Here is a 13,109-nt window from a genome sequence, read left to right as displayed (position 1 = left end):
ATTGTGATGTAGGCGAACAGGGGCCGTGGAACAAGGTCTGGCGCCAGAAACGCGCTGGAGTCACCATGCTGTCACGGCCCTGTTGCGGATTAATCCAGATCAAAAGTGGCGAACAACGGGGCGTGGTCGCTCGGCTTTTCCCACCCGCGGGCATCGCGCAAAACACGGCTGGCATGGCCGCTTGCGGAAATATCGGGTGTGGCCCAGATGTGATCCAGACGACGCCCCTTATCCGCAGCATCCCAGTCTTTCGCCCGATAGGACCACCACGTATATAGCAGCCCTTCGGGAATATCCTGACGGGTGATGTCCACCCATTTGCCAGCGTCTTGGGTCTCGGCCAGTTTCTCGACCTCAATCGGGGTGTGGGACACCACCTTGAGCAGTTTCTTGTGGTCCCAGACATCATCTTCGCGGGGCGCAATGTTCAAATCCCCGACCATCACGGATTTTGACGGGGCTTCGCTGTGGAACCAGTCGCGCATCTCTGTCAGGAAATCCATCTTATGGCCGAACTTCTCGTTCACCTCTCGGTCGGCCACATCGCCACCGGCAGGTACATAGAAGTTGTGAATGACCATGCCGTTGTCCAACTGCGCCGCCACATGACGGGCATCACCCTTTTCACAAAAGTCGCGGTGGCCTGCGTCGATAATAGGACGTTTGGACAGGATCGCGACACCGTTATAGCCCTTCTGCCCGCGGGCAACCATGTGGGAATATCCAAGGGCGGCGAAATTCTCTGTCGGGATTTTCTCGACGGGGCTTTTACATTCCTGCAAGCATAAAACGTCCGGTTGTTCCTCTTCCAGAAGTTTCATGACGATGGGTTCACGCAGGCGCACGGAATTGATGTTCCATGTGCAGATTTTAATGGGCATGGGGCAGACCTTTGATAATTTCGCCGCACCTTAGAGGAATCCGCAGGGCAAAAAAAGACCCGCCGGACCGGCGGGTCAGTGCAGGGAAAAACTATGAAAAGCCCTGCGATTTTCTGTGCTTTACGCGTTCAGACGATAGCCGCCTGATTCAGTCACCAACAACCGTGCATTGCCGGGATCGGGTTCGATCTTTTGACGCAGCCGGTAGATGTGGGTTTCCAACGTATGAGTCGTCACCCCTGCATTATAGCCCCAAACCTCGTGCAAAAGAACCTCTCTTGGCACAACGCCGTCCTGTGAACGGTACAGGAACTTGAGAATATTGGTTTCTTTTTCCGTCAGACGAACCTTCTTATCCGCTTCATCGACCAACAGTTTGGCAGACGGCTTGAAGGTGTAAGGCCCAAGATTGAATACTGCGTCTTCGGATTGTTCATGCTGGCGCAATTGCGCACGGATGCGGGCCAGAAGAACCGGAAACTTGAAAGGTTTGGACACGTAATCATTGGCGCCGGCATCCAGCCCCAAGATGGTGTCCGCATCCGTGTCATGCCCCGTAAGCATCACGATCGGACATTTCACACCCTGTTTGCGCATCAGACGGCACAATTCGCGCCCGTCCATATCTGGCAGGCCAACATCCAGAAGCACCAGATCGTAAAGTGCCTGTTTCGCTTTCTCCAGACCATCGGCGCCGTTTTCGGCTTCAAAAACATCGAATTCTTCAGTCAGGACCAATTGATCCGCCAACGCTTCGCGCAGGTCGTCATCATCATCCACCATCAGGATTTTCTTAACGTTATTCATCGAGCATCTCCTCGTCTCGGGATGAAATTGCGCGTCTCGGGAGCATTTATCAATCCGCCTCACAGGGACGTGTTAAAATTCGTTATAATGTTTCACTTCTGCGTTATGAGAGATATAGAAGGCGGGCAAAATGTTTCAAGCAACAGGATCGAAATGCCGTTTTCTGTAACACTGGATGAGAAAATTGCGCGGGCACGGGCCGATCTGCGGATGGGCGTGCCTGTTGTGCTGCGCGACGGCGATGCGCGGGTTGTTGTGGCGGCGATCGAAACGCTGAGTTCCGAGCGGCTGGCGCAGATGCGCGATGTCGGAGACGCGCTGCACATCGCGTTAACGAACCGGCGGGCAGAAACCCTGTCGGCACCGGCCTATGACGGTGATCTTGTCCGGATTGTTGTGCCGTTTGATGCGCCCGCAACATGGGTTCACGCAATGGCCGATCCCTCGCTTGATCTGGTGATGCCGATGAAGGGACCGTTCCTCTATCTGCGGGACGGGTCGGCCCTGGTGGATCGCACGGTTATCCGTCTGTGCAAAACCGCAGGGCTGCTGCCCGGTGCAATTCTGGCCCCTGTCGCCGCCGAGCCGGAGGGGTTGTTGGTGCTGGACGTGGCAGAAATAGTGGCCGGTGCTGCGCTGCGAATGCCGCTGGATCAGATCGCCCATGCGCGGGTGCCGCTGCATGTCTCCCAGAAATCGCGGGTCCACGTCTATCGCAAGCGGGACGGCGGCGAGGAACATTACGCCATCGAGGTGGGTCGGCCGGCGCGGGACAAACCCGTGTTGTCGCGGCTGCATTCGGCGTGTTTCACGGGCGATGTTATCGGCTCTCTCAAATGCGATTGCGGGCCGCAGTTGCAGGCGGCTCTGGCGCAGATCGGGATCGAGGGAGAGGGCATATTGCTCTATCTTAATCAAGAGGGGCGCGGCATCGGGCTGGCCAATAAGATGCGGGCTTATTCCCTTCAGGATCAGGGCTTTGACACGGTTGAGGCCAATCACCGTCTGGGGTTTGAAGATGACGAACGTGATTTCCGGCTCGGCGCGGAAATTCTGCAAAGCCTCGGGTTCAAATCCACCCGTCTGATGACAAACAATCCTGCCAAAGTGGCCCGCATGGAAGAGGCAGGAATCGCCGTGGCCGAAAGGGTGCCCTTGCAAGTGGGGCGCACGGCGCAGAACACCGGATACCTTGACACCAAAGCCAAGAAGAGCGGGCATTTCCTATGACAGCCGGCTTTGATGATCTCGTTGTCACCCGATGGGGCGCGCGGTTTCAGGGGCGGCGGTTTTGCTGTGCCGTGGGGCGCGGCGGCATTGGCGTGAAACAGGGCGAAGGGGACGGGATCACGCCGCTTGGCACCTATCAACTGGGTGGTGTGGGCTATCGCAGCGACCGGATCAGCTTTGAGGCCCCCACGCTGGACTGTTGGCCGATCCATCTGGGGGACCTTTGGTCAGACGATCCCCGTGATCCGGCCTATAATCACAAGGTGCAATCGCGCAGCTACCGTTTCAGCCACGAAAAACTGCGCCGCGCCGATCCGCTCTACGATATTTTTGCAATTGTGAATTACAACTGGCCGGATGCCAAAGCGGGCGCAGGCAGTGCGATCTTCCTGCACAAATGGCGCAAGCCACGGCACCCGACCGAAGGCTGTATCGCTTTTGATGAACGGGATCTGGTCGACATTCTGTCAGGCTGGACCGAACGCTCTCGATTGATCATCCGCTAGGATCACGCTTGTTGAGCACGCGCGCCAAAAATGGCAGAACCAACGCGCACATGGGTCGCGCCAAGAGCCACAGCACGCTCAAAATCGCTGCTCATCCCCATGGACAGACCGGTCAGCCCGTTACGCTCTGCGATCTTGCGCAGCAGGGAAAAATGCAGCGCGGGTTCTTCGTCGACAGGGGGAATGACCATCAGACCGTTGATGGTCAGATCCATTGCACGGCATTCTGCAATGAAGGCGTCTGCATCCGCAGGCAAGACACCTGCCTTTTGTGGTTCTTCGCCGGTATTGACCTGAATAAACAGCTCTGGAGATTTCCCCTGCGCCTGAACCTCGCTGGCAATCTTGCGGGCCAGTTTACTGCGGTCCAGCGTGTGGATCGCGTCGAACAGTTCCACTGCCGGTTTGACCTTGTTGCTTTGCAGCGGGCCGATGAGATGGACCTCAACTGCGCCGAATTCTTCACGAAAGCCGGGCCATTTGCCTTGGGCTTCCTGCACCTTGTTTTCTCCGAACAGTCGATGGCCCGCCTGCAAGACAGCGCGGACCCGCTCATCGGGTTGCACCTTGGAGACGGCGATCAGACGGGTGCTGCCGGTGGGCCGGTTGGACTCAGCTTCGGCGGCGGTGATGCGGGATGTGATTTCGGATAGGGACATGGCGAATGAATGCCTGTCTGTTTTGATTTGGGCAAGCCCAAAAAGAGAAAGAGCAGACCCGACGGGCCTACTCTTCCTGTGCACCTGATAGTCAGCCTAACTTAGAAGGCAAAGCGAACGCCGAGGTCCGCCATGGTTTCTTCTGTGTAGTTGCGGGATACACCGCCAGCCAGAACTGCACCACCAAGGTTGTGGGTGAAGCCGAGACCGTATTCTGTTTCGTCGCCAGTGGCGCCGATACCAGCAGAGTTGAAGCTGTCTTCGTCTGTGTGTGCCACGAATGCAGTCACAGTTGTGGCGTCAAAGGTGTAGGAACCGGACAGAACCGCTTTGGAGCCGACAGTTTCCAGATCGGAGTAGTTCACGTTCACTGCAAAGTCGGAAATCTGACCTGCAACAGAGAAAGACCACAGGTCTTGCTCGCCAGCGCTGGCAGCGGAGTTGTTCGCGTTTTTCGCGTAACCACCGGCGACAGTCCAGTCACCAAAGTTGTAGGATGCGGCGATGGAGTCTTCGGAACCGTTCGACAGGTGATCCCCTGTGGAGTCTGTGGACAGGGATACGCCAAGGCCACCCACGTTGAAGTCCAGACGCACAATATCGCCCGCGTTCCCACGGGAAGAATATGTGTTCAGCAGGAACTGGGATGTACCGATGTTAAAGGAGTTGTCCGCGTCGTGCAGACCTGTCAGGCCAACGGTGCCGTCGAAGTAAGCGATGCGGTTCACCAATGCGCCGTCGGTGTTGCCGACCGTGATGCGGAACATGTCGTTGCCCAACCAGACGTTGGCGGAACCGGCTGCGCCAGAGGCGTCGCCTTCATCGGAACGCAGACGGATGCGGCCGCCGAATTCCAGACCTGTGTCTGTGGAGCCTGTGCCATCAATGTTGATGGTCATCCGCTTTTCGATTTTTGTCTTGGACTCGTTCGCGGCATCTTGGGAGCTGTCATATACGATACCGAAACGGCCGGAGCCGGACAGTGTTACGTCAGCGGCTGCGGCAGAGGCCGAAGCGATGATCGCTGTCGTTGCAAGGAGAACTTTTTTCATTTTGTTTCTCTTTTGATAGTGGGAGGAATGGCGCAAGCGCCAACGGGAGGATGGCAGCACGGGCTGCCACCCCACAAATACCCAAAGCCTTTAGCGGGAGGAAGGTTATTCTCGATAGATTCCCTTGGGTAATTATCACAAAAATGTGAGATGTCTATTAATCATGCAATTTCAATGGGGTGGAGGGAAATAACGTCATCTTCTAATCATTTGATTGGATGCCGATAGCGCACAAAAAAAAGAGCAGACCCGAAGGTCTGCTCTTCTCGAAACGACTTCTAAGAAAACTTAGAAGTTGAAGCGGACACCCAGGTCAGCCATTGTTTCGTCTTGCCAGTTGCGGGAAACACCGCCGGCCAGAACTGCACCACCCAGGGAGTGGGTGAAGCCGATGCCGTATTCTGTTTCTTCGTTACCAGCACCGATACCTGCGGAACCAACAGTGTCTTCGTCAGTGTGCGCAACGAATGCAGCGACAGTTGTTTGACCGAAGTCATACTCACCGTTCAGAACAACTTTGGAAGCTACGTCTTCCAGATCGGAGTACTGAATGCCAACACCGAAGTCACCGATGTTACCAGCAGCGGACAGAGAGAACATGTCACGCTCTGCACCGGCTCTGAATACGTCTGTGGCGTAACCAGCAGCAACGTTCCAGTCACCGAAGTTGTAAGATACAGCGATTGCATCTTCGGAACGGTTGGACAGGTGATCGCCTGTGGAGTCTGTGGACAGGGACACGCCGAAACCAGCTACGTTGAAGTCCAGACGAACAACATCGCCTGCGTTACCGCGGGAGCTGTATGTGTTCAGGCTGAAGCGGGACACGCTACCCATGTTGAAGGATACGTTTGCCCAGTGCAGACCTGTCAGGCCGATGGAGCCTTGGAAGTAACCGATGCGGTTAACCATGGCGCCTTCAGTGTTACCCACTGTGATGCGGAACATGTCGTTGCCCATCCACACGTTTGCGGAAGCAGCAGCGGAAGCGGCGTCGTTTTCATCGGAACGCAGACGGATGCGGCCACCGAAGTCCAGACCTGAGTCTGTGGAGCCAGTGCCATCAACGTTGATGGTCATACGCTTTTCGATTTTGGTTTTGGACTGGCCAGCGGCGTCCATTGCGGAGTTGTATACAATGCCGAAGCGGCCGGAACCGGACAGCGATACATCAGCAGCGGCCATGCCGCCTGTTGCGATGAGTGCTGTGGTTGCAAAGAGAACTTTTTTCATAGTTTTCCCTCGTTAGGTTAAAAGGTGCACCTCTATCCGAGGTATCCGGAAAGAGTGTGTATGCTTTTCACTCTCCGGGCCTCGAATATCAAGCGTCTGTACCAAGAGCTGAATGATAAGCGTTGAGTTGGTGCAATGATGCCACAGTCATTTGTCGCCACTTGGAGCTTCCTTATGTATAACAGTCCGATCCCCCGTGTGCAGAATAAGAACTTGTTCGTATTCGCAAGGAACGGTACATGAAAGAAACAGCTGTAAAGCTTGGGGCGTAGAGCATGATGAATTTTGGTATTAAGGCAGGTTTGATCGCGATTTTATGCGGTGCGCTTGTTGGATGTGGCAGTTTTGGCAATTCGGGGCGCAGCAGCGGCGGCTTTTTAAGCCGTCCGGTAGCGGTAACACCTGACCCCTCCCGCGAGGATCCGTCCTCCGGTGCGATGGAGCGGGCCTTGGGCGAGGCTGGTGGCGATACTATCTCTATCTTTGATGCCCTGCGCTCTCCGGATGAGAATACAAATGTCCGCGTGAATAAATACCTCTGGAGTGCCGCGCTGGAAACGCTCAGCTTTCTGCCGGTCGAATCGGCTGACCCCTTCACAGGGGTGTTGGTGATGGGGTGGGGGCGTGCGCCGGGCAGTGCGCAACAGTACCGTGCAACCGTTCTGGTGCAGGATCCCGCGCTTGATGCCCGTTCGTTAAAGCTGTCGATCCAGAATCGCAGCGGTCCGGCCAGTGCTGAAACCGTGCGCCGTGTAGAAGATGCGATCCTGACCCGCGCACGTCAGTTGCGTGTGCGCGATAAAAACCTATAACGCGGTTGATACCGCCCGTTGAAGTTATTGACGCCGGGCAGATTGTCCGGCGTTTTGCTGTGTAAGGAAGAAAACATGTCTCGTTATAATGCCCGTGTGGTGGAACCGAAGTGGCAACAAGCCTGGGACGACGCATCCGTGTTCAAAGCAGAGCGCGATGAATCCCGCGAGAAGTATTATGTGCTGGAGATGTTCCCCTATCCCTCGGGTCGCATCCATATGGGACATGTGCGCAATTATACGATGGGCGATGTGGTCGCGCGGTATAAATCCGTCAACGGTTTTAATGTCTTGCATCCGATGGGCTGGGATGCCTTTGGTCTGCCTGCCGAGAATGCCGCTATGGAAAAAGGTGTGCATCCGGGGGAATGGACCTATCAGAATATCGCGGATATGCGCGAACAGATGAAGCCGATGGGCCTGTCGATTGACTGGTCCCGCGAGCTCGCCACCTGTGATCCGGAATATTACGGCCAGCAACAGGCGATGTTCATCGACATGATGGATAAGGGGCTGGTCTACCGCAAAAAGGCCGTGGTGAACTGGGATCCGGTGGATATGACTGTTCTGGCCAACGAACAGGTCGAGGCCGGTCGCGGCTGGCGCTCCGGTGCGCTGGTGGAACGTAAGGAACTGACACAGTGGTTCTTTAAGATCAGTGCCTTTTCCGAAGACCTGCTAAGCGCGATTGATCAACTTGACGGCTGGCCGGATAAGGTTCGTCTGATGCAGCAGAACTGGATCGGCAAGTCCCGCGGACTGGAGTTTTCCTTTGAGCGGGTCGATGGCGGCGAGAGAATCGACGTTTACACCACGCGACCTGACACATTGAACGGGGCGTCTTTTGTTGGCATTTCGCCGGATCACCCGATTGCCAAGCAGTTGGAGGCAGAAAACCCAGAAGTGGCGGCCTTCGTTGCGGAATGCCGCAAGGGTGGCACCACCGAAGAGGCCATTGAAACCGCGCCCAAGCTTGGCATGGATACGGGTATCCGCGTTAAGCATCCACTATATGAAGACCGCGAACTGCCAGTATGGATCGCTAACTTCATCCTGATGGACTATGGCACTGGGGCGATTTTCGGCTGTCCGGCCCATGATCAGCGGGATCTGGATTTCTGCCGTAAATACGATCTACCAGTAATCGACACTTTCTTTGCGCTCGACAATGCGACCCCTGTCGCGACAGAGGCTTTCGTTCCGCCCAAGACCGAAAAGGTGAAATGGGTGGATCATTTCGCAGGTCTGGACGAGGCCACCGGACAGGAAGCGATTGATGCCACAATCACCTACATTGAAAAGGCGGGTTGGGGCAAAGGCACGACGAACTACCGCCTGCGGGACTGGGGCGCATCGCGCCAGCGGTTCTGGGGCTGCCCAATTCCTGTGGTCCATTGCGAAAAATGCGGTGTGGTTCCGGAAAAGAAAGAGAACCTGCCCGTGGAACTGCCCAAGGATGCGACATTTGATCGTCCGGGAAATCCGCTGAACTGGCACCCCACATGGCGCGATGTACCCTGTCCAGAATGTGGTGCGCCGGCGCAGCGGGAAACCGACACGATGGATACTTTCGTGGATTCAAGCTGGTATTTCGCCCGTTTCACAGCCCCCCGCGCCGATACGCCGACCGTGGATGCGGATTTGTCCTACTGGATGAATGTGGATCAGTATATCGGCGGCGTGGAACATGCGATTCTGCATCTGCTCTATGCGCGTTTCTTTGCACGGGCGATGAATCTGACCGGTCATATGCCTGACAGTGCGACCGAACCGTTTAACGCTTTGTTTACACAAGGCATGGTATGCCACGAAACCTACAAAGATCCTGACGGGAAATGGCTGAACCCGGATGAGATCAAACCCGTGAAGGGTGGCTATGAAACGCAGGACGGGCGGCCTGTCACGGTTGGACCATCTATCAAGATGTCCAAATCCAAGAAGAACGTGGTCGATCCGGAGGATATTATTGATCAATACGGCGCGGACACTGCCCGTTGGTTTGTGATGTCCGACAGCCCGCCCGAACGGGATGTGGAATGGACAGCCTCCGGTGCCGAGGCTGCCTGGAAACACCTGCAACGGGTCTGGCGTCTGGCGGATGAGTTGGACTCTGCACCTGAGACAGGATCGGATGCGGATAATCTCGCGCTCGACAAAGCCTGTCATCGTGCCATTGACGAAGTGACCAAGGGGATTGAAGGCTTTGCTTTCAATAAATCCGTGGCCAAACTCTATGAACTCACCAATGCGCTGGCGAAATCCAAAGCCGACAAGGCGACTCGCACCCGTGTTTTGAAGGTGATGGCGCAATTGATGCAGCCGATGACACCACATTTGGCCGAGGAACTTTGGGCGCAATTGGGCGGTGAAGGACTGGTGGCGCAGGCGGACTGGCCCAAGGCCGACCCTGCCATGCTGGTGGATGACGAAGTCACCCTGCCCATCCAGATCAACGGCAAGCGACGGGACGAAATCAGCGTGCCGAAATCCATGCCCAAAGAAGAGGTTGAAAAACTGGTTCTGGCCAACGAGACTGTGATCAAGATGCTGAACGGCGCAGAGCCGAAAAAGCTGATCGTGGTTCCGGGGCGGATTGTGAATGTTGTTGTTTAACAGACGGATATTTCTGGCGCTTGCCCTTTCGGGCGGCGTCGCGGCCTGCGGCTTTGAACCTGTTTACCAACAGGGCAAAACCGCGGCCAACCTGCGCGGACAGATAGCAATTGATCTGGTTAAGGGGCGCAACGGCTTTGAATTGCGCCAGCAGTTGGAAGACCGTCTCGGCCATGCTGGTGACAGCGCGCCCTATGTCCTGAGCTTCTCTCTGGCTCTAAGCGAGAGCGCCCTCGCCGTGACCGCCGATGAGGGCACAACCCGCACCAACCTGACCGGAATAGCAACCTTCGCAGTTCGCGACAGCGCTACCCGTCAGGTGGTTTTTGAAGATAGCGTTAAGAATGTAACCTCCTATGGCTCCACTTCTGCGACCTATCCATCCAGCGTGGCAAAACGGGATGCGAATACCCGCCTTGCCAAAGCGCTCGCCAATCAGATTGCCCAGCGCATCGCGATCACGTCAAACGGCTGGGCGGGATGAAACTCTCCGGTGCGCAGGCGTCAGCCTTTATCGCCAAACCCGAAGGCGCCCGCGCCGGTATCCTGTTGTATGGCATGGATGCCATGCGGGTTTCGCTGAAACGGCAGCAGTTGATCAAGGCGTTGGTCGGTCCGAAGGCTGAAGAGGAAATGCGGCTGGAACGCATCAACGGGGCGGATCTGCGCAAGGAACCGGCCCGCGTGCTGGACGCACTTAAGGCGCAAGGCTTTTTTCCCGGCCCCCGTGTGGTTTTTGTCGAAAGCGCAACCGACGGTCTGTCGGATGTGCTGGCCACGGCCCTGAAGGAATGGACCAAGGAAGACGCCACGCTGGTGGCGACGGCGGGCAGTCTGAATGCCCGTTCCAAACTGCGCAAGGCGTTTGAGGGCGATCCTCGCTCTGTTGCCATCGGAATTTACGACGATCCGCCGGGACGTTCTGACATCGAGCGGATGGCAAAAGAGGCCAGTCTTTCGCAACTGTCCCAATCCACTATGGATGATCTGCTGACGCTGGCCCGCACGCTTGATCCGGGAGAATTGGCCCAAACCATCGAGAAACTTGGCCTGTATAAATTCGGGGATGACACCCCGATTGCCGGCGATGACATTGACGCCTGTATGCCAGCGACATCGGATGCGAATCTTGACGATGCGGTTCATGCCGCCGCCGAAGGGCGCAGCGCGGATGTTGTTCCCACGCTGAAGCGGCTGGCCGGGCAGGGCGTCAGCCCGACGGCGCTTTGTATTGCAGCGACCCGCCACTTTCGCACGCTTCACGCCGCAGCAACCCACCCCCAAGGCCCTGACACGGCATTATCCCGTGCCCGCCCGCCGGTGTTCGGACCGCGCAAGGATCGTCTGGTGCGACAGGCCCAACGGCTTGGGGCGGGGCGGTTGGAAAAGGCGCTCGACGATCTGATGAACACCGATCTGACGTTACGCTCTGCCAGAAAACCGCCAGAGATGGCACTGGTGGAACGGGCCTTTATTCGCATATCAATGTTAAGAAGGTCTTAAGGGGAAAACAGATGTACACAGTCGTTGGATCACCGAAAACTCGGGCGTTTCGGGTTGTTTGGGCGATGGAGGAGCTCGGGCTCGCCTATGATTTAGTAGCAGAACCGCCACGGGGCGAAACCGCCGCTGCGCTGAACCCGACAGGCAAGATTCCCTGTCTGAAGGTTGGCGATGCGACGATCATCGATTCTGTGGCAATTCTTCAGTATCTTGCGGACAAACACGACGCGCTGACCTATCCGGCCGGCACGCTGGAGCGGGCCGAGCAGGACAGCTTTACCCAATTCATTTGCGACGAAATTGACGGCGCGCTCTGGACTGCTGCGCGCAACAAATTCGTTAACCCGCAAGAAAAGCGCGTGCCAGCGATCAAAGATATTCTGATCTGGGAGATGGAACGCTCGCTTCAGGCGCTGGAGCAGCGTTTGGGAGAGCGGGAGTTTCTGATGGGCGACAGGTTCACGGTGCCCGACATCCTGCTGACCCATTGTGCGGGCTGGATGCGTAGCTCCGGCTTCCCGCTGGAGAGCGACCTGCTGCGGGATTACGTGCGCCGCAACATCAATCGCGATGCCTATAAAAAGGCAGATGCGACACGGAATCCGTCTTGATTTTCAAGGCTTTGAGGTCTGTGCAGCGCGGGCCGCTGCCAGACCTGCGGCCCGCCCCGTGGCAAGACAGGCAGTGATCAGATAGCCGCCTGTCGGTGCCTCCCAGTCGAGCATTTCGCCCGCGCAATAAACGCCTTTGGCGCAGGTCAGTTCAAAATTTTCAGTGACCGAGTCCCAGTCCAAACCACCCGCCACAGAAATCGCCTGATCGAGCGGCGCAGTGCAGGTGTAGGGAATTATTAAGTTTTTAAGTGTAGACCCGAGATTAGCGCGGGGTGTCTGGCGGGCAAATTCCAGAAACAACGCGGTTTTTGCAGGGTCCAGCCGCAGGGATTTTCGCAGAACATTGGTCAGAGACGTCTTGGCACCGGCTTTGTCGATCCTTTGCTGAAGCTGCTCTGCGTCAAGATCGGGGAACAGGTCCATCTGCAATTCTGCCCCGGCGCGGAACGGGGCAGAGAACTGGTAGATCAGTGATCCCTCTAACCCTGTGCGGGATATAACAGCCTCTCCCGTGGTGGTTTTGCCGCCGCAGGTTATGGCGATGGATTTGAGGGGGCTGCCGAAGCGGGGTTCCATATGGGGCGACCAATCAACGGTGATCCCCATGTTGGACGGTGCAAAGTCGGCGATACTCGCGCCTTTGGCGGCTAGAATCGGCGTCCACGCCCCGTCAGAGCCGAGCCGCGCCCAACTTGCCCCGCCAAGCGCGAGGACGGTTACTCTTGGTGTGACGGTTTGTCTTCCATCAGGCGTGTCGAACTGGAAACACGCGTCCTCCCATCCGGTCCAGCGCCAGCGGGTGCGCAGGGTGACGCCTGTTTTATCCAATCGTTGCAGCCAGTTACGCAGCAGCGGAGAGGCTTTCATCACCTTTGGAAACACGCGACCGGATGATCCGGTGAACACGGTTTGTCCCAAATCCTCTGCCCAGCGTTTCACCTGCTCCGGCCCGAATTCCGACAGAGCCTTGCGCAGCGGTTCACCCGCCGATGAAAACGCCGCCAGAAACGGGGTATCTTCTTCGTCTTTGGTCAGGTTAAGACCGGATTTCCCCGCCATAAGAAACTTGCGTCCGGCCGAAGGTTTCCCCTCGGCCAGCAGCACAGACAGCCCCGCACGGGCAAGCATCTCCGCCGCCATCAGACCTGCCGGACCGGTGCCAACCACCAGCGCATCGGGAGTATGATCTGTCTGCATGG

At 56.7% G+C, this 13,109-nt stretch carries 13 protein-coding genes; 7 read left to right on the top strand and 6 right to left on the bottom strand.

From position 1 onward, the window contains the following. Positions 1-89 precede the first annotated feature (89 nt). Positions 90-881 carry an exodeoxyribonuclease III gene (gene xth / locus BFV97_RS00445; RefSeq protein WP_069298355.1) on the bottom strand — a complete coding sequence of 264 codons (792 nt, stop codon included), beginning with the start codon at positions 879-881 and terminating at the stop codon, positions 90-92. Between the two features lie 120 nt (positions 882-1,001). Beyond that, positions 1,002-1,688 (bottom strand): response regulator transcription factor, encoded by a 687-nt coding sequence (locus BFV97_RS00440; protein WP_069298354.1) that lies wholly within the window; start codon positions 1,686-1,688, stop codon positions 1,002-1,004. Between the two features lie 153 nt (positions 1,689-1,841). On the opposite strand from BFV97_RS00440, the gene ribA reads away from it, so the two are divergent. Further along, on the top strand, positions 1,842-2,918 hold the full coding sequence (ribA, locus tag BFV97_RS00435; RefSeq protein WP_069298353.1) for a GTP cyclohydrolase II: 1,077 nt from the start codon (positions 1,842-1,844) through the stop codon (positions 2,916-2,918). After that, entirely contained in the window at positions 2,915-3,424 is a 510-nt protein-coding gene (locus BFV97_RS00430; RefSeq protein ID WP_069298352.1) for a L,D-transpeptidase family protein, read from the top strand. Before ribA ends, BFV97_RS00430 begins: the two co-directional genes overlap by 4 nt. 2 nt (positions 3,425-3,426) lie before the next feature. Here the strand turns inward: BFV97_RS00430 and BFV97_RS00425 are convergent, their stop codons facing one another. The 3 genes from BFV97_RS00425 to BFV97_RS00415 form a co-directional block, all read right to left on the bottom strand. Continuing rightward, a complete protein-coding gene (locus BFV97_RS00425; protein ID WP_069298351.1) occupies positions 3,427-4,083 on the bottom strand; it encodes a YggS family pyridoxal phosphate-dependent enzyme in 657 nt (218 codons plus the stop codon). 101 nt (positions 4,084-4,184) lie between these two features. After that, positions 4,185-5,135 carry a porin gene (locus BFV97_RS00420; RefSeq protein WP_069298350.1) on the bottom strand — a complete coding sequence of 317 codons (951 nt, stop codon included), beginning with the start codon at positions 5,133-5,135 and terminating at the stop codon, positions 4,185-4,187. Between the two features lie 288 nt (positions 5,136-5,423). Next, complete coding sequence (locus BFV97_RS00415) at positions 5,424-6,368, bottom strand: porin (protein ID WP_069298349.1); 945 nt, start codon at positions 6,366-6,368, stop codon at positions 5,424-5,426. Between the two features lie 275 nt (positions 6,369-6,643). Between BFV97_RS00415 and BFV97_RS00410 the strand changes: the two genes are divergently transcribed. From BFV97_RS00410 to BFV97_RS00390, 5 genes are all read left to right on the top strand, one after another. Further along, positions 6,644-7,180 (top strand): DUF3576 domain-containing protein, encoded by a 537-nt coding sequence (locus tag BFV97_RS00410; protein WP_245667508.1) that lies wholly within the window; start codon positions 6,644-6,646, stop codon positions 7,178-7,180. 75 nt (positions 7,181-7,255) lie between these two features. Continuing rightward, complete coding sequence (gene leuS / locus BFV97_RS00405) at positions 7,256-9,793, top strand: leucine--tRNA ligase (protein ID WP_069298348.1); 2,538 nt, start codon at positions 7,256-7,258, stop codon at positions 9,791-9,793. Beyond that, a complete protein-coding gene (gene lptE / locus BFV97_RS00400) occupies positions 9,780-10,277 on the top strand; it encodes an LPS assembly lipoprotein LptE (protein WP_069298347.1) in 498 nt (165 codons plus the stop codon). Before leuS ends, lptE begins: the two co-directional genes overlap by 14 nt. Then, the gene (gene holA, locus BFV97_RS00395) at positions 10,274-11,296 is read left to right on the top strand and encodes a DNA polymerase III subunit delta (protein ID WP_069298346.1); all 1,023 of its coding nucleotides are present in this window, start codon (positions 10,274-10,276) and stop codon (positions 11,294-11,296) included. The genes lptE and holA overlap by 4 nt, the downstream gene beginning before the upstream one ends. An 11-nt stretch (positions 11,297-11,307) precedes the next feature. Then, positions 11,308-11,907, top strand: a complete 600-nt coding sequence (locus BFV97_RS00390) for a glutathione S-transferase family protein (protein WP_069298345.1) — start codon at positions 11,308-11,310, stop codon at positions 11,905-11,907. Between the two features lie 3 nt (positions 11,908-11,910). On the opposite strand, the gene BFV97_RS00385 is transcribed toward BFV97_RS00390, so the two are convergent. After that, entirely contained in the window at positions 11,911-13,107 is a 1,197-nt protein-coding gene (locus BFV97_RS00385) for a TIGR03862 family flavoprotein (protein ID WP_069298344.1), read from the bottom strand. Positions 13,108-13,109: the final 2 nt, after the last annotated feature.

It is taken from the genome of Neptunicoccus sediminis (assembly GCF_001719615.1).
GTDB classification, from domain to species: domain Bacteria; phylum Pseudomonadota; class Alphaproteobacteria; order Rhodobacterales; family Rhodobacteraceae; genus Amylibacter; species Amylibacter sediminis.
The sequence above is the reverse complement of the archived record's forward strand: the minus strand, read 5'-3'. Positions and strand labels throughout refer to the sequence as shown.

Coding starts and splice junctions, on each gene's coding strand:
- xth (WP_069298355.1), bottom strand. CDS start 881: ATGCCCATTAAAATCTGCACATGGAACATCAATTCCGTGCGCCTGCGT.
- BFV97_RS00440 (WP_069298354.1), bottom strand. CDS start 1,688: ATGAATAACGTTAAGAAAATCCTGATGGTGGATGATGATGACGACCTG.
- ribA (WP_069298353.1), top strand. CDS start 1,842: ATGCCGTTTTCTGTAACACTGGATGAGAAAATTGCGCGGGCACGGGCC.
- BFV97_RS00430 (WP_069298352.1), top strand. CDS start 2,915: ATGACAGCCGGCTTTGATGATCTCGTTGTCACCCGATGGGGCGCGCGG.
- BFV97_RS00425 (WP_069298351.1), bottom strand. CDS start 4,083: ATGTCCCTATCCGAAATCACATCCCGCATCACCGCCGCCGAAGCTGAG.
- BFV97_RS00420 (WP_069298350.1), bottom strand. CDS start 5,135: ATGAAAAAAGTTCTCCTTGCAACGACAGCGATCATCGCTTCGGCCTCT.
- BFV97_RS00415 (WP_069298349.1), bottom strand. CDS start 6,368: ATGAAAAAAGTTCTCTTTGCAACCACAGCACTCATCGCAACAGGCGGC.
- BFV97_RS00410 (WP_245667508.1), top strand. CDS start 6,644: ATGATGAATTTTGGTATTAAGGCAGGTTTGATCGCGATTTTATGCGGT.
- leuS (WP_069298348.1), top strand. CDS start 7,256: ATGTCTCGTTATAATGCCCGTGTGGTGGAACCGAAGTGGCAACAAGCC.
- lptE (WP_069298347.1), top strand. CDS start 9,780: ATGTTGTTGTTTAACAGACGGATATTTCTGGCGCTTGCCCTTTCGGGC.
- holA (WP_069298346.1), top strand. CDS start 10,274: ATGAAACTCTCCGGTGCGCAGGCGTCAGCCTTTATCGCCAAACCCGAA.
- BFV97_RS00390 (WP_069298345.1), top strand. CDS start 11,308: ATGTACACAGTCGTTGGATCACCGAAAACTCGGGCGTTTCGGGTTGTT.
- BFV97_RS00385 (WP_069298344.1), bottom strand. CDS start 13,107: ATGCAGACAGATCATACTCCCGATGCGCTGGTGGTTGGCACCGGTCCG.